This is a genomic window from Serratia odorifera, from assembly GCF_041448735.1.
Classification (GTDB): domain Bacteria; phylum Pseudomonadota; class Gammaproteobacteria; order Enterobacterales; family Enterobacteriaceae; genus Serratia_F; species Serratia_F odorifera.
In genome coordinates, this window is sequence record NZ_JBGMUT010000001.1 from 934,850 (window position 1) to 959,965 (window position 25,116).

The 25,116-nt window shown below is 58.4% G+C and carries 23 protein-coding genes; 13 read left to right on the plus strand and 10 right to left on the minus strand.

Translation table 11 applies throughout. The annotated features are described in order from the left end of the window. The first annotated feature begins 309 nt into the window (after positions 1-309). The 3 genes from fumC (at position 310) to ACCC84_RS04405 (ending at position 2,909) form a co-directional block, all read left to right on the plus strand. Positions 310-1,707: a class II fumarate hydratase gene (gene fumC / locus ACCC84_RS04395; protein ID WP_004963256.1), complete on the plus strand. Its 1,398-nt coding sequence runs from the start codon at positions 310-312 to the stop codon at positions 1,705-1,707. A 66-nt stretch (positions 1,708-1,773) separates the two neighbouring features. Continuing rightward, a complete protein-coding gene (locus tag ACCC84_RS04400) occupies positions 1,774-2,475 on the plus strand; it encodes a helix-turn-helix transcriptional regulator (RefSeq protein WP_371901585.1) in 702 nt (233 codons plus the stop codon). 65 nt (positions 2,476-2,540) lie between these two features. Then, a complete protein-coding gene (locus ACCC84_RS04405; protein ID WP_004963250.1) occupies positions 2,541-2,909 on the plus strand; it encodes a VOC family protein in 369 nt (122 codons plus the stop codon). On the opposite strand, the gene tus is transcribed toward ACCC84_RS04405, so the two are convergent. Next, positions 2,899-3,837 carry a DNA replication terminus site-binding protein gene (gene tus / locus ACCC84_RS04410; RefSeq protein ID WP_198773126.1) on the minus strand — a complete coding sequence of 313 codons (939 nt, stop codon included), beginning with the start codon at positions 3,835-3,837 and terminating at the stop codon, positions 2,899-2,901. The two genes, ACCC84_RS04405 and tus, sit on opposite strands and share 11 nt — an antisense overlap. A 147-nt stretch (positions 3,838-3,984) precedes the next feature. Next, entirely contained in the window at positions 3,985-5,271 is a 1,287-nt protein-coding gene (locus ACCC84_RS04415) for an MFS transporter (RefSeq protein WP_371901663.1), read from the minus strand. 130 nt (positions 5,272-5,401) lie between these two features. Between ACCC84_RS04415 and ACCC84_RS04420 the strand changes: the two genes are divergently transcribed. The 3 genes from ACCC84_RS04420 to bioD all read left to right on the plus strand — a co-directional run bounded on the left by ACCC84_RS04420 (position 5,402) and on the right by bioD (position 8,510). After that, entirely contained in the window at positions 5,402-6,322 is a 921-nt protein-coding gene (locus tag ACCC84_RS04420; protein ID WP_004963241.1) for a LysR family transcriptional regulator, read from the plus strand. 139 nt (positions 6,323-6,461) lie between these two features. Next, positions 6,462-7,679, plus strand: coding sequence for a sugar metabolism global transcriptional regulator Mlc (mlc, locus tag ACCC84_RS04425; RefSeq protein WP_004963238.1), 1,218 nt, complete (start codon positions 6,462-6,464; stop codon positions 7,677-7,679). A gap of 159 nt (positions 7,680-7,838) precedes the next feature. Next, on the plus strand, positions 7,839-8,510 hold the full coding sequence (bioD, locus tag ACCC84_RS04430; RefSeq protein ID WP_004963235.1) for a dethiobiotin synthase: 672 nt from the start codon (positions 7,839-7,841) through the stop codon (positions 8,508-8,510). Here the strand turns inward: bioD and clcB are convergent. Together clcB and ACCC84_RS04440 are read right to left on the minus strand one after the other, a co-directional pair. Next, complete coding sequence (gene clcB / locus ACCC84_RS04435; protein ID WP_004963233.1) at positions 8,507-9,787, minus strand: voltage-gated ClC-type chloride channel ClcB; 1,281 nt, start codon at positions 9,785-9,787, stop codon at positions 8,507-8,509. The genes bioD and clcB overlap by 4 nt on opposite strands. 113 nt (positions 9,788-9,900) lie before the next feature. Continuing rightward, on the minus strand, positions 9,901-11,271 hold the full coding sequence (locus ACCC84_RS04440; RefSeq protein WP_039992123.1) for a cytochrome c peroxidase: 1,371 nt from the start codon (positions 11,269-11,271) through the stop codon (positions 9,901-9,903). Positions 11,272-11,575: 304 nt separating this feature from the next. Between ACCC84_RS04440 and ACCC84_RS04445 the strand changes: the two genes are divergently transcribed. Beyond that, a complete protein-coding gene (locus tag ACCC84_RS04445) occupies positions 11,576-13,063 on the plus strand; it encodes an MDR family MFS transporter (protein WP_039992121.1) in 1,488 nt (495 codons plus the stop codon). 28 nt (positions 13,064-13,091) lie between these two features. On the opposite strand, the gene ACCC84_RS04450 is transcribed toward ACCC84_RS04445, so the two are convergent. Further along, complete coding sequence (locus ACCC84_RS04450; RefSeq protein WP_004963224.1) at positions 13,092-13,391, minus strand: DUF1161 domain-containing protein; 300 nt, start codon at positions 13,389-13,391, stop codon at positions 13,092-13,094. An 88-nt stretch (positions 13,392-13,479) separates the two neighbouring features. Continuing rightward, positions 13,480-13,848, minus strand: a complete 369-nt coding sequence (locus ACCC84_RS04455) for a DUF1283 family protein (RefSeq protein ID WP_004963219.1) — start codon at positions 13,846-13,848, stop codon at positions 13,480-13,482. A gap of 150 nt (positions 13,849-13,998) precedes the next feature. On the opposite strand from ACCC84_RS04455, the gene ACCC84_RS04460 reads away from it, so the two are divergent. Continuing rightward, positions 13,999-14,325: a YnfA family protein gene (locus ACCC84_RS04460; RefSeq protein WP_004963217.1), complete on the plus strand. Its 327-nt coding sequence runs from the start codon at positions 13,999-14,001 to the stop codon at positions 14,323-14,325. Between the two features lie 33 nt (positions 14,326-14,358). Here the strand turns inward: ACCC84_RS04460 and ydfG are convergent, their stop codons facing one another. From ydfG to ACCC84_RS04480, 4 genes are all read right to left on the minus strand, one after another. Next, positions 14,359-15,108, minus strand: a complete 750-nt coding sequence (gene ydfG / locus ACCC84_RS04465) for a bifunctional NADP-dependent 3-hydroxy acid dehydrogenase/3-hydroxypropionate dehydrogenase YdfG (protein WP_273868115.1) — start codon at positions 15,106-15,108, stop codon at positions 14,359-14,361. Positions 15,109-15,180: 72 nt separating this feature from the next. Continuing rightward, positions 15,181-15,705: a GNAT family N-acetyltransferase gene (locus ACCC84_RS04470; RefSeq protein ID WP_004963212.1), complete on the minus strand. Its 525-nt coding sequence runs from the start codon at positions 15,703-15,705 to the stop codon at positions 15,181-15,183. 95 nt (positions 15,706-15,800) lie between these two features. After that, positions 15,801-16,859, minus strand: a complete 1,059-nt coding sequence (locus tag ACCC84_RS04475; protein WP_198773120.1) for an aldo/keto reductase — start codon at positions 16,857-16,859, stop codon at positions 15,801-15,803. Positions 16,860-16,862: 3 nt separating this feature from the next. Further along, on the minus strand, positions 16,863-18,329 hold the full coding sequence (locus ACCC84_RS04480; RefSeq protein ID WP_273868120.1) for an MFS transporter: 1,467 nt from the start codon (positions 18,327-18,329) through the stop codon (positions 16,863-16,865). A gap of 115 nt (positions 18,330-18,444) precedes the next feature. Here ACCC84_RS04480 and ACCC84_RS04485 point away from each other — a divergent pair, with 115 nt between their 5' ends. The 5 genes from ACCC84_RS04485 to xdhC all read left to right on the plus strand — a co-directional run bounded on the left by ACCC84_RS04485 (position 18,445) and on the right by xdhC (position 24,914). Further along, positions 18,445-18,867, plus strand: coding sequence for a hypothetical protein (locus tag ACCC84_RS04485; RefSeq protein ID WP_371901586.1), 423 nt, complete (start codon positions 18,445-18,447; stop codon positions 18,865-18,867). Positions 18,868-19,005: 138 nt separating this feature from the next. Beyond that, positions 19,006-20,337 (plus strand): guanine deaminase, encoded by a 1,332-nt coding sequence (guaD, locus tag ACCC84_RS04490; protein ID WP_004963200.1) that lies wholly within the window; start codon positions 19,006-19,008, stop codon positions 20,335-20,337. Beyond that, a complete protein-coding gene (gene xdhA / locus ACCC84_RS04495; protein ID WP_004963197.1) occupies positions 20,334-21,761 on the plus strand; it encodes a xanthine dehydrogenase small subunit in 1,428 nt (475 codons plus the stop codon). The genes guaD and xdhA overlap by 4 nt, the downstream gene beginning before the upstream one ends. Beyond that, positions 21,754-24,141 carry a xanthine dehydrogenase molybdopterin binding subunit gene (xdhB, locus tag ACCC84_RS04500; RefSeq protein ID WP_371901587.1) on the plus strand — a complete coding sequence of 796 codons (2,388 nt, stop codon included), beginning with the start codon at positions 21,754-21,756 and terminating at the stop codon, positions 24,139-24,141. The genes xdhA and xdhB overlap by 8 nt, the downstream gene beginning before the upstream one ends. Further along, positions 24,141-24,914 (plus strand): xanthine dehydrogenase accessory protein XdhC, encoded by a 774-nt coding sequence (gene xdhC, locus ACCC84_RS04505; protein ID WP_004963191.1) that lies wholly within the window; start codon positions 24,141-24,143, stop codon positions 24,912-24,914. The genes xdhB and xdhC overlap by 1 nt, the downstream gene beginning before the upstream one ends. Positions 24,915-25,116 lie beyond the last annotated feature (202 nt).

Sequence of the window (25,116 nt, forward strand, 5' to 3'; positions counted from 1 at the left end):
GATTACTACCTGCTTTATAAAGGAATTACCGCCAAGTAAACAATGCACCGAGGGTGCTTGCAAGCGGAGAAATCTAAAAATGTCATTATCCTTGACAGTGGGCGTATCGCCACCTCGCTACCCAGCGCGCGGCGGGCGGTTTGGCGCTATCCTCTGTTTGCCGTCAGGCGAAACCGGGGCTGGCAGGGATAAACGCAGACTCTTAATGCGAATAGTTATTATGTCACTATACTGGATGTGCCTGTAAACAGGTTCGCGCCGTAGCGGCGTGGACATCTTACTTTTAGGAATTGTGCTAAGGAGACAGTGATGGCAGCCATTCGTATTGAAAAAGACTCTATGGGCCCCATCGAAGTACCGGCCGATCGGTTGTGGGGGGCACAAACGCAGCGCTCCCTCGAACACTTCCGTATTTCCAGCGAAAAAATGCCGACCGCGCTGATCCACGCGCTGGCGCTGACCAAGCGCGCGGCCGCCAGCGTCAATGTCGATCTTGGCCTGCTGCCGGCGGAGCGGGGCAAGGCGATTATTCAGGCGGCAGATGAAGTGCTGGCGGATAAGCACGCCAACGAATTCCCGTTGTCGGTCTGGCAAACCGGTTCCGGCACCCAGACCAACATGAACATCAACGAAGTGTTAGCCAACCGCGCCAGTGAGTTGCTGGGCGGCGAGCGTGGCGAAGGGCGTCTGGTGCATCCGAACGACGACGTCAATAAAAGCCAGAGTTCTAATGACGTTTTCCCGACCGCCATGCACGTGGCGGCGGTGATCGCGCTGCGCCAGCACCTGATCCCCGAACTGCAGCGGCTGCACCAGACGCTGAACGAAAAAGCCGACGCCTTTAGTGACATCGTGAAAATCGGCCGTACTCATTTGCAGGATGCTACGCCGCTGACGTTGGGACAGGAAATTTCCGGTTGGGTGGCAATGTTGCAACACAGTCTGCGCCATATCGAGGCCAGCGTACCGCACCTGTGTGAACTGGCGCTGGGCGGCACCGCGGTCGGCACCGGTCTGAATACCCACCCGGAATACGCGGTGCGGGTAGCAAAAGCGTTGGCGGACTCAACCGGCCAGCCGTTCGTGACGGCACCGAACAAGTTCGAAGCGCTGGCCACCTGCGACGCGCTGGTGCATGGCCACGGCGCGCTGAAGGGGCTGGCGGCGTCGATGATGAAGATCGCCAACGATGTGCGCTGGCTGGCGTCCGGTCCGCGCTGTGGTATCGGTGAAATCGCCATTCCGGAAAACGAGCCGGGCAGTTCGATCATGCCGGGCAAGGTCAACCCGACGCAGTGTGAGGCGATGACCATGCTCTGCGCGCAGGTGCTGGGCAACGATGTGGCGCTGAATATTGGCGGCGCCTCCGGCAACTTTGAGCTGAACGTATTCCGCCCGATGGTGATCCATAACTATCTGCAATCGATTCGCCTGCTGGCGGACGGTATCAACGGCTTCAATGCGCATTGTGCGGTGGGCATCGAACCGAATCGCGATCGTATCTCGCAGTTGCTGAATGAATCGCTGATGTTGGTTACCGCGCTGAATACCCATATCGGCTACGACAAGGCGGCGGAAATCGCCAAGCAGGCGCACAAGCAGGGGTTGACGCTGAAGGCGTCGGCGCTGAAGCTGGGCTATCTGACGGAACAGCAGTTTGACGAATGGGTTCGGCCGGAAGATATGGTTGGCAGCATGAAGAAATAAGCGCTACCCGTTGGTCAGCGCTGGGGCTTACGCAGGTAGGCCCTTTTTTATGAGGAAAATCGCGTTATGTCACGCACTCAACGGCTGTTGGAACTGATGCAGATCCTGCGTCAGCATCGTTATCCGCTTGCCGGACACGCGCTGGCGCAACGGCTGGGTATCAGTATGCGTACGCTGTATCGCGATATCGCCACCTTACAGCAGCAGGGTGCCGAGATCGTCGGCGAAGTGGGCATCGGCTATGTGTTGCGGCCGGGATTCATGTTGCCACCGCTGATGTTTTCAACCCAGGAAATTGAAGCGCTGGTATTGGGGATGCGCTGGGTGACGCGTCGTGGCGACAGCCAACTGGCCACTGCGGCAGATCGGGCGTTGGCAAAAATTGCCGCAGTGCTGCCCGCCGCGCTGCGCGAAGAACTGGAAGCCAACACGCTACTGATTGGCCCGGTGGAGAGCGTGCCGGTGTCCGACGCGTTGCGCTCGACGATACGCGACACCATCCGTAGCGAATGCAAGATCGACATTACCTACCAGGATGCCGCTGGTGCGGTTACGCAGCGACGTCTGTGGCCGTTTGCTCTCGGCTATTTTGAACAGGTGCAGGTGTTGCTGGCCTGGTGCGAGCTGCGTCAGGCGCTGCGCCATTTTCGTCTCGATCGTATCGGCGCCATTTCTCCCCTGGCGCAACGCTACCCGCGCGGTCGCCGGGCGTTGATTAAACTGTGGCGGGAAAGTACCGGCATTGGCGAGGCTACTGACAAAAACTGACAGTACGGGCGACTAGGCTGTGGTCATCGGAACCTGTCGAGGTTCTTCATTACCAGGAGCTAATCATGATCGCACCAGGCATCACCATTCTTTATGTCGACCAACCAGAATCGAGCGCGCAGTTTTACAGCCGGTTGCTCGGAGCGGCGCCGGTAGAACTCTCCGCTACCTTTGCCCTCTGGGTGACCGACAACGGCTTCAAGCTGGCCTTGTGGTCGAAACACGACGTGCAGCCGGAGCCCACCGCCAACGCCGGGGGCGGCGAACTGGGATTTTTGTGCGAGCAGTCAGAGCAGGTTGATGCTTTATACCGTCAGTGGCGTGACTGGCAATTCGAGATTTGCCAGACGCCGCGGCAAATGGCGTTCGGCTACTGCTTTATGGCATGCGATCCTGACGGGCATCGTCTGCGGGTATATACCCTTAATCGCTAGGCGCGTCGGTATACAGATGCAGCCGTTTCACCAGTAGGCGCAGCGGTTTGGCCTGCGGCTTGTATTTATGCTTCACCGCGCTGGCATCATAGTCAAGCAACTCGCCAATCTTTGGCACCTGCGCGCCGCTGTCAACCTGACACAGCGCCATCAGCGGCAGCGGGCAGGGGTGTTGCACCTGCTTTTGCTGTTGCTGATACCATACGCGAGCGATGGGCTGCACCTTGACCGGTCGCTTGATTTTCAAGGTGGCCGCCTGCGGCAGGCGGCTAACGTCATCAATTTCCCGGCTCACCAGTTCGGCCCACTGCTGGCGGTTATACGGCGGCACCGCGCGGCCGGCCTTCAGGCTTTTTTCCAGCGTCTGCAGGATATCGTCACGTTTGACGTGCTTGATGATGTGCTTGTTGGCCCAGCCAAAGCGTACCGAATCAGGGTTGGTCAGCAGGGTGATGGCACGGTAGGCGCTCAGGGTAATCAGGCCATGCAGGTGGGTGTGCACGAAGTCAAAGCGCTGTTCCGGCGCCAGGCCGGATTCCACGGTAATAATGTGCTCCAGTTGTGCTTTCAACTGATTGATTTGCTGCACCTGCTGTTGCAACGCCAGAGACTGTGGCCGCTCAACCGCCAGGCAAATCACGCCGGGCAGACGTACTGCCGCCTTGCTGCTGACGTGCTGCTTGTTATGGTGAATAAACAGGCGTTGATAATGTTCCAGCGCCAGATCGCGCGCCGCCTGGCCGAGGTGCTGCTGCACGGCGATCTGTTCAATCGGCTGATGCTCGTTGCCTTTGGCGATCTCCGGCAGGCTGAATACCCGTGCCGCTAGTAGCCGCAACGGCAGAATTTGCTGCTGGAGTTGCCCCAGTTCGGCTTCGAGCTGGTTAAAGCATTGGTTCATCCGGCCAATCAGATCGTATTTGCTCATCGCAATCTCGCATTTTAGTTACAACATACATTGTAGGGCAGGATAACCGAGGAGGCAACATCAGCAACGGTGGGGCATGATAGCTAACAGCAGTCCGGGTCAGGCAGGGGATACAGGCGCGACAGCTCGCCGCGCCTGAGTTGAGGATTACAGGCGTGCCGCTTCTGGCAACTGTTTCAGCGCTCGTACCACCCACAGCGCCAGCAACAGCATGACGCTGATAAAGACGACGACGCCAGTCCAGCCGAAGCTGTGCCAAAATACGCCGCCCAGCGTGCCGGCAACGCTGGAACCGGCATAATAGCAGAACAGATAGAGTGAGGAGGCTTGTCCTTTGGCACGCCGCGCGCGGCGGCCGATCCAGCTGCTGGCGACCGAATGCGCGGCAAAGAACCCGCCGGTGAACAGCATCATGCCGATGAAAATCAGTGTGACCGGCGCCAGGAGAGTAATAATAATCCCGGTCAGCATAATCAAAATGGCAAACAGCAGCACCGGCCCGCGACCGAAACGAGACGTCATGGCGCCGGCCTTCGGCGAGCTGTAAGAACCGGTGAGGTAAACCACCGACAATAAACCGACAATCGCCTGGCTAAGATGATAGGGATCGGCCAGCAAGCGGTAACCAATGTAGTTGAACATGGTGACAAAGCTGCCCATCAGCAGAAAACCTTCGGCAAACAGTAATGGCAGGCCGCGGTCATGCCAATGCAGTTTGAAATTGATCATCAGAGTTCGCGGCCGCAGCGAACTGGCGCGAAAGTGCCTTGATGCCGGCAGGATACGCCAAAATACAAACGCCGCAATCAGCGCGAACAAACCGATCACCGCCAGTGAAATGCGCCAGGAAAAGAAGTCGGTTAATACGCCGGTGACCAGGCGGCCGCTCATGCCGCCGATCGAATTGCCACTGATATACAGTCCCATCGAGAACGCCACGAAGCTGGGGTGGATCTCTTCACTCAGGTAAGTCATGCCAACGGCGGCAAGGCCGCTCAGGGAAAGGCCGATCAGCGCGCGCATCAGCAGAATGCCGTGCCAACTGGTCATAAATGCGCAGATCAGCGTGCAAACCGCCGCCAGCAGCAGCGAGGTTACCATCACCGATTTACGGCCGATGGCGTCGGACAGCGGGCCGGTAAATAACAGGCCAATCGCCAACAAACCGGTAGAAAAGGACAATGACAGGCTGCTTTGTGCCGGCGACACGCCAAAATCCTGTGACAGCACCGGCAGGATTGGCTGCACGCAATACAGCAGGGCAAAGGTGGCCAGCCCGGCAGAAAACAGCGCCAACGTGACGCGCATGAATTGCGGCGTACCGCGTTCGATATAAGGGCGTTTATTCAATGAAGAGGATTGTTTTTTAGGCGCAGTGGCCGCCAGCGGATCGTTGGCGGCCCGCGTCGACGGCGTATCGGCCGCTGAACGCATCGGGGTGTTCACAGATATTCCTTACCGGGGATCGGGTGATTAAACAAGCATATCGTTGCTTTATAAAATCATAGGGAGAAGCCAGTTTTTTGTCTAATATATTAATAATTCCAATTAAGACGTTAAACATATGAATATTGAGCTTCGTCATCTGCGCTATTTTATTGCCGTCGCAGAAGAACTGCATTTTGGCCGTGCGGCACAGCGGCTGCGCATCTCGCAACCGCCCTTGAGCCAACAGATTCAGGCGCTGGAAGAGATGGTCGGCGCACGGCTGTTGGCGCGCAATAATCGCAATGTCAGCCTGACGCAGGCCGGCGAAATGTTTCTCAAGGAAGCCTGGCAGGTGGTCGATCAGGTCAATCGCGCAGCGGAAAAAGCGGCGCGGCTAGAACGGGGAGAGATCGGTGAGCTGACCATTGGTTTTACCTCATCGGCGCCGTTTATCAGCCAGGTATCGCGCAACTTACGGGCTTTTCGCCTGCATCATCCGGATGTGCACATCAAAATGCGCGAAATCAACACCAAACAACAGTTGGAACCGCTGCTGAACGGTGAACTGGATCTGGGCGTGATGCGCAACACCAGGTTGCCGGAGGCGTTGCAGCATCAACTGCTGCTGCAAGAGCCGATGCTGGCAGTGGTGCCGGAAGGGCATCCCTTGACCTATCTGGCCCCCGGTACGTTGCGCTTTGCGCATTTGGCAGATGAACCGTTTGTTTTTTTCTCCCGCGAGGTGGGTACCGCGCTGTATGACGAAACGCTGCTGTTGCTGGAGCGAGCCGGCATCACCCCTTACATTACGCAGGAGGTTGGTGAAGCGATGACCATCATCGGGCTGGTTTCCGCCGGGCTGGGCATTTCGATCCTGCCGGCGTCGTTTGGTCGCGTCAAACTTGATGGCGTCAGCTACCTGCCGTTGGCAGAGCCGGATGCACTCACCGAAGTGTGGTTGGTAAATCACCGCCAGCGGCCATTGACTGCCGCCGCGAAATCGCTGATGAGTTTACTATTGGCGCCGTCGGCAAAAGACGCGTATCAGCGCAAATAAAAGGCGAATCTGCATCAAATACCGGCGAATTTGTGCAGCGAATCACATAACGAATCAAATAGTTGACGCTGTATTACAAAAGCCCCACCATAGCCCATAGTCTTTATTTAGAAGCGCGAAAAATTGTAGGAGCAGGGGCGTGATTGCTGATGGGCAGCCTGGGCATATTGATCAGATAAAGCAAATAAATGCAGGGGCAGTGTATCGATTGATCGATCAGCTCGGGCCGATTTCGCGTATCGAACTGTCAAAACGTGCCCAACTGGCGCCAGCCAGTATCACCAAAATCGTGCGTGAACTGCTGGAAGCGCATCTGGTCAAGGAAACCGAGTTCCAGGAAGTGGGCAGCCGCGGCCGTCCAGCGGTGGGGTTGGTGCTGGATACCGAGGCCTGGCATTATCTTTCCGCGCGTATCAGTCGCGGCAGCATTACGCTGGCGCTGCGTGATATCAGCAGCAAACTGGTGGTCGAAGAGCAGCTTCCGCTGGCGGCGGACCACCCGGAACCGCTACTGACACGCATCGTTGCCGAAGTCGATCGGTTCTTTATTCGTCATCAGCAACGTCTTGAACGTTTGACCGCCATCGCCATTACATTGCCGGGCATGATCGACGTTGCTAATGGCATTGTGCACCGCATGCCGTTTTACCAGGTCGAAGATATGCCGCTCGGCCCGGCACTGGCGTCCCGCACCGGTTTGCCGGTATTTCTGCAACATGACATCTGCGCCTGGACCATGGCCGAGGCGTTGTATGGCGCCTCTCGCGGTAATCAAAACGTGATTCAGGTGGTGATCGACCATAACGTCGGTGCCGGAGTGATCACCGGTGGGCGGGTGTTGCATTCCGGTAGTCAGCGAGTGGTGGAAATCGGCCATACGCAGGTCGATCCCTACGGCAAACGGTGTTATTGCGGCAACCACGGTTGCCTGGAAACCGTGGCCAGCGTTGAAAACATGCTGGACATCGCCCAGCAACGCCTGAGCGCCTCGATGACGTCGACGCTGCACAACGCGCCGCTGAGCGTTGAATCTCTGTGCGATGCCGCCTTGGCCGGTGACCAACTGGCGAAAGACATCATCCTTGGCGTGGGCCACAGCGTCGGGCGCATTCTGGCGATTATGGTCAACCTGTTCAACCCGGAAAAGATCCTGGTCGGCTCGCCGCTCAATCGAGCAGCAGAAATTCTGCATCCGGCGATTGCATCATGCATTAACCAGCAGTCGCTGCCGATCTACAGTCAACATCTTCAAGTGGAATCCACCCAGTTTTTCAATCAGGGCACCATGCCCGGCGCGGCGCTGGTGAAAGAAGCGCTGTACAACGGTTCGCTGTTGGTCAAGCTGTTGCAAGGCTGAGGCTTGGCCGGTCATATCAGTGATTCTTATTCTTTAACGACAAAATATTGCGCTACCTCAAGCCATCCCGGCCCGGCATCCCCTAGAATTTTCCCGTTCGACACTCTCCGCCTATAGGGCGATATTTGGTTTAACGGAGCATTCCGGGGCAATCCAGTCATGTTAAAGCGTTTATTTGTTACAGGTACGGATACCGATGTCGGTAAGACCGTGATTTCCCGCGCTCTGTTGCAGGCATTTGCCGCACAGGGTCGTACTGCGGTGGGGTACAAGCCGATTGCGGCGGGATGTTACGAAACCAGCGAAGGCATGCGCAATAAAGACGCTTTGGTTTTGCAGGCTTCTTCCAGCGTGCCGCTGAGTTATCAAGAAATCAACCCCATCACCTGTCCGGATGAAGTGTTTCACGTTCATGCCAGCGACGATATCAATTACGGCGTAATGAGCAGCGGTTTGCACCATTTGGCCGACAAGGCTGAAACCGTGGTGGTGGAAGGTAGCGGCGGCTGGCGGGTGCTGATGAGCGACCTGCGGCCCTATGCCGAATGGGTGGTACAGGAACAGCTACCGGTGGTGTTGGTGGTTGGCATCAAGCTCGGCTGCGTCAGCCATGCATTGCTGACGGCGCAGTCGATTATCAATGACGGTCTGCCGCTGTTGGGCTGGGTTGCCAACCGCATTAACCCTGGGCTGGCGCATTACGCCGAAACCATCGATGCGTTGCAACAGCGTATCCCGGCACCGATGCTGGGCGAAATACCGTATCTGCCGCGTCCGGAACAGCGCGATCTGGCGCACTATCTGGACATTTCGACCCTGCTGGATCGTTAGGCATTGTGGTAGACCGAAACCGAACGCAGGCCACGCGAAATGGTGGTGGCGATGACGCAAGACAGCAAAATGCCGGGCAGCAAGGTGTATTCTCCGGTCATTTCAAACACCATCAGCGCGGCCATTATCGGCGCATGGGTGGTGGCGGCCAGTAGGGTCGCCATGCCGGTCAACGCCATCAGGAGCGGGATCGCGCTGCCCAGTTCCGGCCACAGGGCGCATATCTGGCCGATCGCCGAGCCGAGCGCTGCACCGACGAACAGCGTCGGGGTAAAGACGCCGCCAGGTGCGCCGGAGCCGCTGCTGGCCAACACCGCCAATAATTTACAGATCAGAATGGCCGCCACCAGCAGTACACCCGGAGGCGCGCTGAGCAATGCTTGCACCACGCTGTAACCATTGCCCCAGACTTCGGGGAACAGCAGCGAAAGCAGACCGACGATCAGCCCGCCGAGCGCCAATTGCAGCGGCGGCGTCAGGCGCAAAGAGCGAAAAGCCCGCCCGCTGGCCGACATCGCCGATAAAAACAGTGGGCCGCAAACGCCTGCCAACACGCCAAGCAATGCCATCAGCAGATATTGCACCGGCCACGGTGACGGTAGCGGTGCAACCAGATACAGTGGCGCCTGACCGCCGTTCAACAGATTGGTCACCAACAGTGCACTGACGGCGGCAATCACTACCGGGCCAAGCGAGGCGAGCATCAGGGTGCCGAAAAGAATTTCGGCAATGAACAGGCTGCCCGCCAACGGCGCGTGATAGGCACTGGCCATACCGGCCGCCGCGCCGCAGGCCACCCACAGCTTCCACTCTTTCTCGCGCGTAAAGCGCTGGGCAAACACCGACCCCACCAGCGCCGCCAGCAGGATCATTGCGCCTTCGCGGCCGATGGCGCTGCCGCTGGAAACCACCAGCAGCGAGGCCAGACACTTAACCAGACTGGCGCTGACGTCCAACCGACCGTCACCGGTTTCAATCGCTTCCATATAGTCGGTGGGCGCGGCCGGGCGCTGATGACGGTAACGTTGATACATCCACAGCAGCAGGCCGGCTCCCAGCCCGCCCAGTGCCGGCGTCAAAGCGCGTCGCCAGGCCGGTAACGCGGCGGCGGCGGCCACCAGACTGCCGTCCTCGTGATCGAGCAGCAACCACTCCAATCCCAGCATGGCGCGGTGGAACAGCCACACTACCAACGCGGCGCAGATACCGAGGAATACCGCGATAAACAGACGGCGTAGCAGGGCGCGATAGTGGCGAAGATGGACCAGTCTTTTCATGCGTCAGTAAAATGGTGAATAAAATGAAAGGGTCAGCGGGCATTGTGCTTGTCTGGCGGTGTGAAAACCAGCGAATCTTTACAGATTCGCCGGGGGTTGTGATGGCGAACGTTTTATCGGACGGTCAGCGCTGCCGGGGTGTATGTGCCGGTCATCGCTTCCAACAGCGCCACCAGATCGTCAACGTCGCTTTCTGGCAGCGTGGTACCGACCTGATATTTCAGCATGTCGCGCACCGCCTGATGCAGCGTGGTGACGCTGCCGTCATGGAAATATGGCGCGGTCAATGCCACATTACGCAGGGTGGGCGTTTTAAAACGATGGCGGTCGGCGTCACGTTTGGTGACGTTGTAACGACCAAGATCGGCCGTGGTTGGATTACCGCGATCGGCGAAGTAATCTGCTTTTAACCCCATGATTTCATAGGATTGGCCGCCCAGATTGACGCCAGTATGGCAGGTGCCGCACTTATGGTCGCGGAACAGCTGATAGCCTCGCTTCTGCTGTGCCGTAAGCGCCTGGCGATCGCCGGCCAGAAAACGGTCGAACGGGCTGTCCGGAGTCAGCAGCGTTTTTTCGAACTCGGCAATGGCGTTGGTAATGTTGCTGGCGGAAAAACCGTCGGCATAGACGCGGCGAAAGTCCGCTTTCAACTGTGCATCCTGATCCAGTTTATCGATGATTTGCTGCCACGAGGTGGAGGCCATTTCGATGGGGTTAAGCGGTGGTCCGCCGGCCTGTTCCTGCAGGTCATGCGCGCGGCCGTCCCAGAATTGCGCAATGTTGAACACCGCATTGAACACCGTTGGCGCGTTGATCGGTCCTTGCTGGCCGTTAACGCCGAGTGAGGTGACGCGGGCATCGACGCCGCCGGCGCCCAGCATATGGCAATGGGCGCAGGAAATACTGTTGTCGGCCGACAGGCGTGGATCGTGAAACAGCCTGAACCCCAGAGCCACTTTGTGTGCATCGGTCGGTAATGCCTTCGGCAGCGGTTGCAATGCCTGACCAAGCAATGCCGCAGGGGTGCCTGGCAAGGTGTAATACTGCGTGCGCTGTTGGCGGATCCACGCCAGCAGCGTTTGCCGGTTGGCGTCATCGAGTTCCCCGGCCCAGTGCAGTGCCTTGTAGCGAACTGGCGGCATTTGTCGATATTGCAGTACCGACTCCAGCTTGGCGAGGTCGGTCTCGGCTACCGCGCCACCTTGTTGTAGGGCAGTGAGCGTCGGCGCGAGTGAAAAATGGCGCAATCCGGTTTTTATGTCGTATTGCATCAGTTGCCTGCTAATTGGCAATCGGGCATAGAACGGCAATTCGGCAGACGCGGTATGGCAATAATCACAACCGTGTCGGGTAAGGATGGTGCTGATGGTATTGCCCGCCAGCGGCGGTTGACGTTGTTGATCGAAGTGGTAGATATAACCGACCACGCTCAGATAGCCGGCAATCGCCACGATTGCACAGCCCAATATGATTTTTTTCATTGTGTTCTCGCTCCATTGAGTTTGCATTCCAACAGCCATTCAGCCAGCCAGTGATGCGGCAAGGGAACGGCAAGCTGATTGTCCAGGCCAGAGGCGTGACGGTAGTTGATTGAAATCAAGGCAGGAGAGTGGGCTGACCTATCATTGGTATAGGCGGTGACGATAAGTGACGCTGTAACAAAATGTTCAATTGATGCGTCAGGCTGTAACCGGGATCGCGATCCGGGCACGTACTTCAGCCGCAAATGCCAAGGCTGGTATACTTCATCTCATTACACTTCTGCGGGATATGATTGGACTATCAATGACGAATGACGATTACTCGGTGCCAGTGGCACACCGCCCGCTGATCCTTATCGCCTGTATGCTGGCGATGTTCATGTCGGCGATTGAGGCGACGATTGTCGCCACCGCCATGCCGACCATTATTGCCGATCTGGGGGGATTCTCGCTGCTGGGGTGGGTCTTTGCGGTCTATCTGCTGGCACAGGCGATCACCATCCCGATCTACGGACGCCTGGCCGATCTGTATGGCCGCAAACGCATCTTCTTTTTTGGCGCGTCGCTGTTCCTGCTGGGCTCGGTGCTGTGCGGTTTTTCACCCAACATGTACTGGTTGATCGGTTTTCGATTATTGCAGGGGTTGGGTGCCGGTGCGGTGATGCCGATTGCCACTACCATTATCGGCGATATCTATAGTCCGCGGGAACGGCCGAAGGTGATGGGCTATCTGTCCAGCGTGTGGGGCTTTTCGGCGATCATCGGCCCGTTACTGGGCGCATTTATCGTACAGCACCTGCCGTGGGCGCTGGTGTTCTGGGTCAATCTGCCGATCGGCCTGTTGGCCATGCTGCTGCTCGGGCGCTATTTGCCGGCCGGCAGTCAAGTGCGTCGGCACGCGTTGGATCTGGCTGGTACCGGTTGGTTGACGCTGTTTGTCGCCAGTCTGTTGCTGGCATTGTTGCAGGCCGAAAGCATGGGGTGGTGGGTGCTACCGATGCTGCTGCTGGCAATGTTTTCGCTGATCATGCTGGTGCGTCAGGAGCGTCGTGCGCAGGAGCCGTTATTCCCGCTGGCGCTGTGGCGTAGTCGGGTGATTATCGCCGGCAACATCGGCGGTCTGGCGATTGGCGCGGCGATGATGGGCATCAGCGCCTTTTTGCCGACGTTTATTCAGGGAGTGATGGGAGAGACGCCGTTACAGGCCGGGACCACGTTGGCATTGATGTCAATCGGCTGGCCGCTGGCCAGCACCTTCAGTGGCCGTCTGATGCTGTGGACGTCCTACCGCACTACTGCGCTGTTGGGGGCGGGATTGCTGGTTGCCGGCGGGCTGATCCTGTTGCTGCTTGAACCGCACGGCGGCTTGCTATGGGGCAGAACGGCGGCCTTTATGGTCGGCGCCGGCATGGGGTTGTGCAACACCACCTTCCTGGTTTCAGTACAGAACGCCGCCCATCACAGCATTCGTGGCATCGCTACCGCCTGCACGGTATTTACCCGCATGATGGGGTCGGCGATCGGCACGGCAATTCTCGGGGCGACGCTGAACATCAACCTGCAGTTGCGCCTGCCGCAAACTGCCGATCCGCTACAACAGTTGATGGAACCCGCGCGGCGTGGGGCGCTAGAGCCCGACGTATTGGCCAATCTGATCCAACAGGTGGCGGCGTCGCTGCATTGGGTATTCCTGGTTTCGGCGCTGGTGTCGTTGTTTGCGCTGGCAGCGGCAATGCTGGTGCCGGCACGGCATCGGCCGCAAGGGGAAGGCGAGGAAGTGGAACAGACGTAACGGGCGCAGCGAACCGCGCCCGGGAAGGTTATTGCGGGGAGGTCATATCCTGGCTGGTGCCGGTTTGCGCCGCGTCCCCGCCGTCATCGCCATTATTCAGGCGAGTGTAGACAATTTTCTGTGTGTCGTTCTCGCAGTGGCCAACCACTTGGCCGCCAGCTTGCTCGGCCTGATCGTTTGGCACGATATCCAGCTTGAAGCCGGATTCTGGTACGCCGTTGCTGATGATTTTCTGCGAAATTTCCGCCTTCACGCTTTCGCATGAGGCGAAGGCCGCCAGCGGCGCCGTGGCCATCAGCAAAGCGCCGAGTACAAACGCTTTTCTCATCACTCTGTCCTTGGTTAAGAGCCCATTTCCTTATCAGGATAGCAGCTCGCGCGGTTAAAATTAACGCTGGCGGCGCGCTGGTGCCAGATTAAGGATAAATCTGACGCCCGGTGGTGCGGTCGAGGCATTTCAGCGTCGACGGTTCCCAATAGGCGTTGACATTAAGGCTGTCGTTACAGCGATCCTGGTCGTCGGCGGCTTTGTCGAGCTTGTCGAAATCTTTTTCGACCCGGGTGTTGACCTTATGGCGCAAGGTGCGGGTATCATTCCACTGTTCTTTACTCTGGCGGGCTTCTTCGGTAGACATTGCGCCGCTACCTTTGCCGTCAACGGTGACGCAGGTGCTGCCTTGTGTGCAGCTGGCGGCCATGGCCGGCAATTGCCAGGCGCTCAGAGCCAACAGCGCTGCGGCCGGCAGCAGACTGCGCAGCAGTCGTTGGCGAGAAAGTAATTTCATGGTTTTATCCTTCTGAGAAAGTGTTGCGCGCTGGCGGCAACACCGACTTGGGTACCCTTGTCAGGGCATAAGGTCAATATACCACCACCTGTTCACCAGGTACCAGCCAAGCACCGCTTTCGTTTATATTTCGGAGAGAAAACCGTCCTGATGCTTAAGACTACCTTATTGTTCTTCGCCACCGCGCTGGCTGAAATTATCGGCTGCTTTTTGCCTTACCTGTGGCTGAAAAAAGGCGCAGGCGCGTGGCTTTTGCTGCCGGCAGCCGTCAGTCTGGCGGTTTTCGTCTGGCTGCTGACCCTGCATCCGGCAGCCAGCGGCAGAGTGTACGCGGCGTATGGTGGGGTGTATGTGGCAACGGCGCTGTTATGGCTGCGGGTGGTAGACGGGGTGAAGCTGACGGCATTTGACTGGTTGGGGGCTGGGGTAGCGCTGGCGGGCATGCTGATTATCGTCGCCGGCTGGCGCGCGGCATAAACAAGGCGGCGGGCGATACCCGCCGCCATCCTGTCAGGCACCGCGATGAACGCTTAGCCCGGCAAAACTCTGGCTGACTGGCATCATCTCCAGCGTGTTGATATTCACCCGCGCCGGCAGGGTAGCGACCCAAAATACCGCGTCGGCAATGTCTTCCGGCGTCAGTGCGTCGGCACCGTCATAGGTTTTATTGACCTTGCCGTCGTCGCCCTTGAAGCGAACGTTGGAAAACTCCGTTCCGCCGACCAGACCTGGCTCGATATCGGTTACCCGCAGGCGCGTGCCGTGCAGGTCGGCGCGCAGGCCAAGGCTGAACTGTTTAACGAACGCTTTGGTCGCGCCGTACACGTTGCCGCCGGCATAAGGCCAGTTGGCGGCGGTAGAGCCGATGTTGATTACATGGCCGACGTTGCGTTCCACCATCGCCGGCAGCAGTGCGCGGGTCATATTGACCAGGCCTTTGTTATTGGTGTCGATCATGGTTTCCCAGTCATCGGCATTGGCCTTGTGCGCCGGTTCCAGCCCCAGCGCCAGCCCGGCGTTGTTGACCAGCACGTCCACGTTGCGCAGCGCTGCCGGCAATGCCTCGATGGCCTGCTGAATGGCGGCACGGTTGCGCACATCCAGCTGTACGGTGTGCAGCGCATCGCCCAATTCGCCTTTCAGCGCCTGCAGGCGTTCTGCACGGCGCCCGGCGCCAATGACCTGATGCCCGTCGGCAATAAATTTACGTGCAATAGCCTCACCAAAACCGGACGTTACGCCGGTAACAAAAATGATCATCCTGCTGTTCCTCAAGGTTTTTTAGCCAATACCGTACTCTATGATTAACATATTTCGCCGGCACAAAACATATCATTCGCCAATCATCGGCAGATGATAGACCAGGCAGTCATACTTGATATGGTCGCGGCGGCCGCTGACCACGCCGCCCAGCGACTCGACCAGCCGGCGGCTGGGAGCGTTCTGTTCGGCAACCGGATAAATGAAGTACTGCGGGCGATAACGCTCGCTGGCCCAGGCGGCGATGGCATGGACGATTTCGCGGCCATAGCCGTGGCCATGCTGGTTTTCCTTCACCCAGATACCGAGTTCCGGGGTATGGCTATGCAGATCGTGCACGCCGCTCATGCCGATAAACTGTTTGCTGTCGCGCAGGCGAGCAACGAAAAAGACTTCTTCACCTTCGCGGATCAGGGGCAGCCAGCCTTGCCAGACGTTGGCGAACGCCTCGGGCGACGGCTCCGGTTCGAAATTCATGAAACGGGTCAGCGTAGGGGTAATCGCCTGGTAAACATCATCGGCGTCAGCTGCGGTAAAAGGGGCAATCAACAACCGATCGGTGTTCACCCGGCACTGAGAAAGGTCACTGTGTTTCATTATTATTACCTCACTTTTCAGGCCAAACGGCAGAAATCCGCCCAGTTAAACCAGGGCGGATCGTTGATACTACGTTGATTGCCGACAGATGCGAATTATTTTTGCGACAGGTGCGGCTCGATTAACAACAGATCGGCGACGGACAGACGATCGGCTGCGGTACGGGCCTGATGCCAATAGGGATAAAGCAGCGGCAGGCGGCTGACATCCTCCAGTTGGCGCAGCTCATCCTGGTTCAGCGTCAGACTGGCGGCATGAAGATTATCGGTCAGTTGCTGGCGATTGCGTGCGCCAATCACTACCGAGGTCACGGTGGGGCGCTGTAGCAGCCAGGCGAGGGCCACCTGTGCAGCCGACAGACCGCGCGCATCGGCAATGGCTACCAGCACGTCAATGATATCATACAGTTTTTCCTGGTCGCGCACCGGCGGTTCACCCCATTGCGCCATATGGCGCGTGCCTTCCGGGGTGCGTTGATTGCGACGATATTTGCCGGAGAGCAGACCACCGGCCAACGGGCTCCATACCAGCACGCCCAATCCCTGATCCTGCGCTATCGGCAGCAGTTCATATTCTGCCTCGCGAGCCTGCAGGCTGTAGTGGATCTGTTGGCTGACTGGCCGCACGCTGCCGGTCAGCGCCGCTGCGCCCAGGTGCTTCATGATATGCCAGCCGGAAAAATTGGATACGCCGACGTAGCGTACCTTGCCGCTACTGACCAGATGCTCCAGCGCGCGCAGGGTTTCCTCTACCGGAGTCATGCCATCCCATTCGTGTAACTGATACAAATCGAGATAATCGGTATTTAGCCGCCGCAGGCTGGCCTCGCAGGCGCGGATCAGGTGGTGGCGTGATAGCCCGGCGTCGTTCGGACCGTTGCCCATCGGAAAGCGCGCCTTGCTGGCCACCAGTACCTGGTGGCGCTTATCGCCCAGCGCCTGCCCCAGTATTTCTTCCGATTTACCGGCGGAATAGACGTCGGCGGTATCGAACAGGTTAATGCCGGCGTCTATGCACATGGCTACCTGTTCACGTGCTTCGCTGACGTTGGTATCGCCGGTTTTGGCAAATTTGCCTTCGCCGCCAAAGGTCATGGTGCCGAGACTTAGCACCGACACCTTCAGGCCGGAATGCCCCAGTTGACGGTATTCCATCGTTTAACTCCTTACCTTGGTTGATGACAGCCTTCCCTTGGCGTCTTGCGGCGCCGCAGGGAGCAGATTGGCCGGTTTTTTCTGGCGGATTTCATTACCTGCTTCGGCATCCAGACCAAAACTGTCGACCACCGACAGCAAGGCAATACCGCCAATAACCACAAACGCCATTTGGAAGTTGACCAGTGGGATGGCGTCGCCGGCGGTGGGGAACCAGACGTCAGCCAGCCGCAGTGCCAATGCGCCGATGGCGATGCCCAGACCGCCACCCATTTGCTGCGCCATGGTAAATAGCGCATTGGCGCCGTTCATCTGCGTTTGCGGCACTTCAGAAAAGGCCAGGGTATTCAGTGCAGTGAACTGCATCGAGCGCGTCAGGCCGCTGATGAATAACAGTGTGACGATCAGCCACACCGGCGTTTCTGGCGTCAGGAACGCGCAGGCAAAGATGGTCGCGGCGTTCAGCAGGCCGTTGACCATCAGGGTGCTGCGAAAGCGAAAGCGATAGAGGATCGCCGAGGTAAAAGGTTTCATCGCCAAATTGCCGGCAAACACCGCCAGAACCAGCAACCCTGCGTCAAAAGCGTTCAGGCCGAAGCCTATCTGGAACAGCAGCGGCAACAGGAAAGGCACCGCGCCAATCGCCACGCGGAACAGCGTACCACCCCATATTGTGACGGCGTAACTTTTTACTCGCATCGCCCACAGGTTGATTAACGGATGAGGGCTACGCCTGGCATGACGAATGGCCAGCATACCCAGCGCCAGGCTAGCGGCAATGCAGGCCAACGGCACCAGCCAGGAGAGTTGTGGATGATTGATCAGGTCGAGGCCAAACATCAGCCCAAAGCAGGCGACGCCGGTCAGCAGAAAACCGAGGCCGTCAAACGGCACCCCGGTTTGCGCCTCCTCCTGCGGGATCAGTCGCCAGGCCAGCAGCAGGGCGATAATACCCAGCGGCACATTGAGGATGAAAATCCAGTGCCAGGAGGCGTAAGTGGTAATGAAGCCGCCGACCGGCGGCCCGAGGATCGGCGCCACCAAACCGGGCCAGGTAATGGTGGCAATCGCCTTGATTAAACCGCTTTTCTCGGTATTGCGCAGCACTACCAGCCGGCCAACCGGCACCATCAGCGCGCCACCGAACCCCTGCAGAATGCGCGCAGCGGTAAAAGTCGGCAGGCTGATGCTAAAGGCGCACAGCACCGACGCCAGGGTGAAAATCAGCACGGCGGCAGAAAATACATTGCGTGCGCCAAAACGGTTGGCGATCCAGCCGCTGGCCGGGATAAACACCGTCAGGGTCAGAATATAGGCGGCAATGCCGACATTCATGTCGACCGGCTGCACGCCGAACGCCGCAGCCATTTGCGGCATCGCGGTGACAATCACCGTGCCGTCGAGATTTTCCATAAAGAATGCGCCAGCGACCAGCAGTGGCAAGGCGCCTACGCGTGAAAACCAACTCATAAGCGAACGCTCGAAACAGAATGCGGACCGGTTACAGGCATAACAGAAATCTCTTCACAGAAATAGGCGAGTCGGGCAGGTTTTTGAGCATAGCGCAATGCGAGGTTGTTAAAAAGTGGTTAAGAACTATAAGGAGTATTTCAGAATTAACGTAGCAACATTAGCAACATTAGCAACAGGTGCCATGACGGATGATTTGGCCTGGTTAGTGAGCGGCAAGAGGCCTGGTAGGGCGTCTGTGCTGCATCGTAGTCGGCATGGCAGATCTGGCGTCGAATCGTTGGCTGGTCGTGTCAGGGGTTTGCCTGCGGCGCGGCGTGCATGTTTTTGGTGCAAATGCTGGCTGATTGCGTTTAGGGCGGCTTACGCGCCGTTATCGGCAAATTATTTTGGCTCGATGATGGTGCAACGTTTCATTTTATTAAAAAACAGCAAACGGTTGCCTAAAAATAGCAACCGTTTGCTTTTTGTCGATATATTTCCATCAGACCCTATTAGTAAAGGGTTTATTTATAAAGTACTGTTTATTAACGATTAAAAAGATAAAACCTCACTCTGGCATGCCGCTTGCTATCTTTAAATTAACACCTGCAATGGAATATAAGACCGCCATTTCCCCTGGTTGAGTTATCTCAACCGGCGCTGATGCGTGGGTCGCTAGAATAGGAACGGCATTATGAGCATGCAATTTACCACGGCCATTCGTGGCAACTTTTTCGATATCGCCGCCTGCGTCGATCGGCCAGAGCAACTTGATGCACAGCTGCGGCACATTGCCGACGGTCTGCTGTTGCTGGATCATGGCACTATTGTCTGGCACGGCAGTTGGCAGCAGGGGGCGTCACTGCTGGCGCCGGATACGGTGGTAACCGACTATCGCGACAAGTTGATCGTGCCGGGGTTTGTCGATACCCATATTCATTATCCGCAAACCGAAATGATCGGTGCCTATGGCGATCAACTGCTGGCGTGGCTGAAACATTACACGTTTCCGACCGAAAGCCAGTTCGGCTGCGCCGAGCATGCCGAGAAAATGTCGGCGTTCTTCCTGCAACAATTGTTGAGCAACGGCACCACCACGGCGCTGGTGTTCGGTACCGTCCATCCGCAGTCGGTCGATGCGCTGTTTGGCCAGGCGGCAGCGCTGAATATGCGCCTGATCGCCGGCAAGGTGATGATGGATCGCCACGCGCCAGCCGCGCTGCTGGAAACGCCGCAGCAGAGCTATCAGCAGACCCGAGCACTGATCGAGCGCTGGCACGGCAGGCAGCGTCTGGGTTACGCCATTACGCCGCGTTTCGCGCCCACCAGCTCGCCGGCGCTGCTCGAGCAGGTTCAGCGCCTGCGCAACGAGTTTCCCGACGTCTGGCTGCATACCCACCTGAGTGAAAATCATGATGAGGTGGCATGGGTCAAGCAACTGTTCCCACAGCGGCGTAACTACCTGGATGTCTATCATCATTATGGGCTGACCGGCAGCAAAAGCGTCTTTGCCCATTGTCTGCACCTCGAAGAACAGGAATGGGACTGTCTGTGTGATACCCATTCATCGATCGCCTTTTGCCCGACCTCCAACCTGTTCCTCGGCAGTGGGCTGTTCAACCTCGGCAAAGCCTGGCAGAAAAAGGTGAAGGTGGGCATCGGCACCGACGTGGGGGCCGGCACCACCTTTAATATGTTGCAAACGCTGGGTGAGGCCTACAAGGTGGCGCAACTGCAAAGCTACAAACTGGCGGCCTGTGAGGCGTTTTATCACGCGACGCTGGGCGGCGCGCGCGCCTTGTCGCTGGATAAACAGATTGGCAACTTTAGCGTCGGTAAAGAGGCCGACTTCGTGGTGCTCGATCCGGCAGTGTCACCGTTGCAGAAACTGCGCAATGCCAACTGTCACGACCTGGCCGAACAGCTGTTTGTGCTGCTGACCCTGGGTGACGATCGCAACATTTACCGCACGTATGTCGACGGCAAGATCGTTTATCAGCCGTCGGCCCGTCAGGAGGCCGCATGATCGAGTTTCTGCTCAACCAGACGTTAACGCGTGAGACGGATCTCGACCCGAACACCACGCTGTTGCATTACCTGCGTCGTCATCAGGGCCGTTGCGGCACCAAAGAAGGCTGCGCGTCTGGCGATTGCGGTGCCTGCACCGTGGTGCTGGCGGAGGTAGAGGGCGAAACGCTGCGTTACCGCAGCGTCAACGCCTGCCTGACGTTTGTCACCGCGCTGCACGGCAAACAGTTGATCAGCGTCGAGGATCTCAAGCACCACGGCCAGTTGCACAGCGTGCAGCAGGCGATGGTCGACTGCCATGGCTCGCAGTGCGGCTTTTGTACCCCAGGCTTCGTGATGTCGCTGTTCTGCTTGCAAAAGAACAGCACGCATTATCAACGACAGCAGGCCCAGCAGGCGCTGGCCGGCAATCTGTGTCGCTGCACCGGTTACCGGCCGATTATCGACGCGGCACAGCAGGCCTGCGAAAACCGCGAGGCCGACGACTTTGACCGCCAGCAACGGCACACCGTGCAGCGACTGCGGCAGATCGCGCCAGCCAGTGAGCTGAGCGCCGGTGGCAAGCGCTGTCTGCTGCCGCAGAGCGTCGATCAGTTGGCGACGCTGTATCAGCAGTACCCACAGGCCCGACTGCTGGCCGGCGGCAGCGACCTGGCGCTGGAAGTGACGCAGCGTCATCGGGATTTGCCGTTGATGATTGCCATCGGCCAGATTGCCGCGTTGCGCCAGGTTGAACGTGGCGAACGGTTGCGCATCGGCGCCGCCGCCACGTTGAGCGAGGTTTACCCGTTGCTGATGGATTACCACCCGGCGTTCGGCGAGTTGTTGCAGCGTTTCGCCGCTCAGCAAATCCGCAACCAGGGCACGTTAGGCGGCAATCTGGCCAATGCCTCGCCGATCGGTGATGCCGCGCCGCTGTTGTTGGCGCTGGATGCCGCGCTGCTGCTGCGTCACGGTACACGGCAACGTGAGCTGCCACTGCGTGACTTTTTCCTTGATTACCGCCAGACGGCGCTGCAGCCGGGCGAGTTTATTGACAGCATCCTGCTGCCGGCGCAGGCGCCACGGGATTTTCGCGCCTGGAAAGTGTCGAAACGCCTGGAGGATGACATCTCCGCGGTATGCGGCGCTTTCAATCTGACGATTGAACAAGGCATGGTGCGCGAGGCGTACGTGGCCTATGGCGGCATGGCGGCCACGCCCAAACGTGCATTGACCTGTGAACAGGCGTTGGTCGGCCAAACGTGGGATCGCGCCACGCTGGAGCGCGCCACACAGGCGTTAACCCGGGACTTTACGCCGTTGAGCGATTTTCGCGCCAGTAGCGCTTACCGCATGCTGGTGGCGCAGAATCTGCTGCGCCGCTATTTCATTGCGCTCACCGCACCGCAAACTGCCATCGAGGTTGTCTGCCATGAGTAATACACCGCACCACCAGACCAGTCAGGCGGCCTTGGCCGCACGTTTTCGCCAACCGCTCGCCAGCGGTGTCGGTCAGGCGCGCAAACATGAAAGCGCAGACAAACATGTCAGCGGTGAAGCACTGTATATCGACGACCGGCTGGAGTTTCCGAACCAGTTGCATCTGGCGGCCAAACTGAGCGAGTGCGCCCATGCGCAGATCGTCGCGCTGGACGTTTCCGCCTGTTATGCCTTTCCCGGCGTGGTGCGAGTGATGACCTGGCAGGACGTGCCGGGAACGCTGGATATCGCTGCGCTCACCGAAGGCGATCCGCTGCTGGCGCAAGACAAGGTGGAATATGTCGGCCAGGTAGTGGCGGTGGTGGCGGCAGACGATGCGGAAACCGCCTGGCGCGCCGCGCAGGCGATAAAAGTGAGTTATCAGCCGTTGCCGGCGCAGTTGGATGTGCGTAATGCATTGGCGCAGGGGGATGTGGTGCAGGAAAGTCATTGCCACCGGCGTGGCGACGCTGCGGCGGCATTGGCCCGAGCCAGGCACCGGCTACAGGGCGAGTTGCAGGTCGGTGGCCAGGAGCATTTTTATCTGGAAACGCAGATTGCCTCGGTAATGCCGGAGGAGGACGGCAGTATGCGGGTGTACTCCTCAACGCAGAACCCGACCGAAGTACAAAAACTGGTGGCCTCGGTACTGGGGGTGCCGATGCACAAAGTGGTGATTGACATGCGTCGCATGGGCGGCGGCTTCGGTGGCAAGGAGACGCAGGCAGCAGGCCCGGCCTGCCTGTGTGCGCTGGCGGCATATCTCACCGGGCGACCGGCCAAAATGCGTCTCAATCGCCGCGACGATATGCTGATTACCGGCAAGCGACACCCTTTTTACATTCGCTATGAGGTGGGGTTTGACGATAACGGTCTGCTGTGCGGCGTCGACATCGAGTTGACCGGCAACTGCGGCTATTCGCTGGATCTGTCCGGTTCGATTGTCGATCGCGCAATGTTTCATGCCGATAATGCCTACTTTTTGCAGGACGTAGTGATAACCGGTCACCGTTGCAAGACCCACACCGCGTCGAACACCGCTTACCGCGGCTTCGGCGGTCCGCAGGGGATGATGGCGATCGAGCAGATCATGGATCACATCGCGCGTTATCTGGCGCTCGACCCGCTGGCGGTGAGAAAAATCAACTATTACGGTAAGCACAGTCGCAACGTCACGCATTATCAGCAGCCGATCGAACAGAACCTGCTGGCTGAGATCACCGCCGAGCTGGAGCAGAGTGCCGACTATCAGGCACGGCGCGCGGCGATCCGTGACTACAACGCCCGCAACCCGCTACTTAAAAAAGGGCTGGCGTTGACCCCGGTCAAGTTTGGCATTTCATTTACCGCCAGTTTTCTCAATCAGGCCGGCGCGTTGGTGCTGATTTACACCGACGGCAGCATTCAGCTCAACCACGGCGGTACCGAAATGGGCCAGGGACTGAATACCAAAGTGGCGCAGATCGTGGCCGAGGTGTTTCAGGTGGATATCGAGCGCATCCAGATCACCGCCACCGATACCGGAAAAGTGCCGAATACCTCGCCCACGGCAGCGTCGTCGGGCACCGATCTGAACGGTAAAGCCGCCGAAAATGCCGCCTTGATCATCAAACAGCGGTTAATCGCCATGCTGTCGAGCCAGCACGGCGTTGCCGCCGAGCAGATTGTCTTTAGCAACGGCCAGGTACGGGTCGGCGAACATTACTTCAGTTTTGAACAGGTGGTGCAGCAGGCCTATTTTAACCAGGTATCGCTGGCCAGCACCGGCTATTACCGCACGCCAAAGATCTTCTATGACCGCGACAAGGCGGCGGGCCACCCATTCTATTATTTCGCCTATGGCGCCGCCTGTGCCGAAGTGCTGATCGATACGCTGACCGGTGAATACCGCCTGCTGCGTGCCGACATTCTGCATGACGTCGGCGACTCGCTGAACCCGGCGATCGACATCGGTCAGGTGGAGGGCGGTTTTGTCCAGGGCATGGGCTGGCTGACCAGCGAAGAGCTGGTATGGGATGAGCAAGGCAGCCTGCTGACCAACGGCCCGGCCAGCTATAAAATCCCGGCGATTGGCGATGTGCCGGCGGATCTGCGGATCAGGCTGTTGGAAAATCGCCAGAACCCACAGGATACGGTGTTCCATTCCAAAGCGGTGGGCGAACCGCCATTCATGCTGGGGATTTCGGTATGGTGCGCGATCAAGGACGCGGTCGCCAGCCTGGCGGACTATCGCGTTCAGCCGCTGATTGACGCACCGGCGACCCCTGAACGGGTGTTGTGGGGCGTTCAGCGGCTGCTTGAAGGTGACGTTGTCACTAAAAAACCGGCCGGAGGACAATAATGGAGGAATGGATTGACGCGCTGGCCGAGCTGCGGCGGCGCGGAGAACCTTGCGTACTGGTGACGGTGCTTGACGAGCTGGGCTCTACGCCACGCGACCGGGGTAGCAAAATGCTGGTGAGCGCCGAGCGGGTGGTGAATACCATTGGCGGTGGGCACCTTGAATACCGCGCGCTGGCGATTGCTCGGCAGATGCTGCAAACCGGCAGTGCAACGATGCAGATAGAACGTTTTCCGCTGGCGGCGCGGCTGGGTCAATGCTGTGGCGGCACTACGCGTCTGCTGTTTGAGCCGCTGATCCCCGCCAGGCCACAGCTGGCGCTGTTCGGTGCCGGCCACGTTGGTCGGGCGCTGGTGCAGATCCTGGCGACGCTGCCGCTGCGAGTGCGCTGGGTAGACAGTCGTGCTGAACAGTTTCCAGCCACGCTGCCTGACAACGTTCGCCCGCAGGCGATCGACGATCCGCTGGACGCGGTGGATGAGATGCCGCCCGGCGCTTTTTACGTGGTGATGACCCACGATCATGCGCTCGATCTGGCGCTGGCCGCGCGGATCCTGCAACGAGGCGACGCCGGCTACTTTGGGCTGATTGGCTCAGTCACCAAGCGCAAGCGTTTCGAATACCAGCTTGGCCAGCGCGGCATCGACACTGCGGCGATGGCCAGTATGCGCTGTCCCTTGGGGCTACCGGAGGTCAAAGGCAAGCTGCCGGCCGAAATTGCGGTGGCGGTAGCTGGGGAACTGATCGCCTGTTACGGTGCGCTGGCGGCCTAGCTAAACGGTTATGGGCAGGCGCTGGCGATCAGGGTAAAACGTCCAACAAGTCTATCTGTGCTGGACGTTACGAGTTAAAAGCAGATTGCAGTTTTGGCCGTGTTCGCTTACCAACGACTACGGCTATGCGGTTGTTTTTGCTCAATCTGCCAACTGCGCCTAAGCTTGGTGATGGCATGGGAACACGAGTTACCCTGATTAA

Bases quoted from the DNA above. Each gene is read 5' to 3' on its own strand.
- fumC (WP_004963256.1), top strand. From the start codon at position 310: ATGGCAGCCATTCGTATTGAAAAAGACTCTATGGGCCCCATCGAAGTA.
- ACCC84_RS04400 (WP_371901585.1), top strand. From the start codon at position 1,774: ATGTCACGCACTCAACGGCTGTTGGAACTGATGCAGATCCTGCGTCAG.
- ACCC84_RS04405 (WP_004963250.1), top strand. From the start codon at position 2,541: ATGATCGCACCAGGCATCACCATTCTTTATGTCGACCAACCAGAATCG.
- tus (WP_198773126.1), bottom strand. From the start codon at position 3,837: ATGAGCAAATACGATCTGATTGGCCGGATGAACCAATGCTTTAACCAG.
- ACCC84_RS04415 (WP_371901663.1), bottom strand. From the start codon at position 5,271: ATGCGTTCAGCGGCCGATACGCCGTCGACGCGGGCCGCCAACGATCCG.
- ACCC84_RS04420 (WP_004963241.1), top strand. From the start codon at position 5,402: ATGAATATTGAGCTTCGTCATCTGCGCTATTTTATTGCCGTCGCAGAA.
- bioD (WP_004963235.1), top strand. From the start codon at position 7,839: ATGTTAAAGCGTTTATTTGTTACAGGTACGGATACCGATGTCGGTAAG.
- clcB (WP_004963233.1), bottom strand. From the start codon at position 9,787: ATGAAAAGACTGGTCCATCTTCGCCACTATCGCGCCCTGCTACGCCGT.
- ACCC84_RS04440 (WP_039992123.1), bottom strand. From the start codon at position 11,271: ATGAAAAAAATCATATTGGGCTGTGCAATCGTGGCGATTGCCGGCTAT.
- ACCC84_RS04445 (WP_039992121.1), top strand. From the start codon at position 11,576: ATGACGAATGACGATTACTCGGTGCCAGTGGCACACCGCCCGCTGATC.
- ACCC84_RS04450 (WP_004963224.1), bottom strand. From the start codon at position 13,391: ATGAGAAAAGCGTTTGTACTCGGCGCTTTGCTGATGGCCACGGCGCCG.
- ACCC84_RS04455 (WP_004963219.1), bottom strand. From the start codon at position 13,848: ATGAAATTACTTTCTCGCCAACGACTGCTGCGCAGTCTGCTGCCGGCC.
- ACCC84_RS04460 (WP_004963217.1), top strand. From the start codon at position 13,999: ATGCTTAAGACTACCTTATTGTTCTTCGCCACCGCGCTGGCTGAAATT.
- ydfG (WP_273868115.1), bottom strand. From the start codon at position 15,108: ATGATCATTTTTGTTACCGGCGTAACGTCCGGTTTTGGTGAGGCTATT.
- ACCC84_RS04470 (WP_004963212.1), bottom strand. From the start codon at position 15,705: ATGAAACACAGTGACCTTTCTCAGTGCCGGGTGAACACCGATCGGTTG.
- ACCC84_RS04475 (WP_198773120.1), bottom strand. From the start codon at position 16,859: ATGGAATACCGTCAACTGGGGCATTCCGGCCTGAAGGTGTCGGTGCTA.
- ACCC84_RS04480 (WP_273868120.1), bottom strand. From the start codon at position 18,329: ATGAGTTGGTTTTCACGCGTAGGCGCCTTGCCACTGCTGGTCGCTGGC.
- guaD (WP_004963200.1), top strand. From the start codon at position 19,006: ATGAGCATGCAATTTACCACGGCCATTCGTGGCAACTTTTTCGATATC.
- xdhA (WP_004963197.1), top strand. From the start codon at position 20,334: ATGATCGAGTTTCTGCTCAACCAGACGTTAACGCGTGAGACGGATCTC.
- xdhB (WP_371901587.1), top strand. From the start codon at position 21,754: ATGAGTAATACACCGCACCACCAGACCAGTCAGGCGGCCTTGGCCGCA.
- xdhC (WP_004963191.1), top strand. From the start codon at position 24,141: ATGGAGGAATGGATTGACGCGCTGGCCGAGCTGCGGCGGCGCGGAGAA.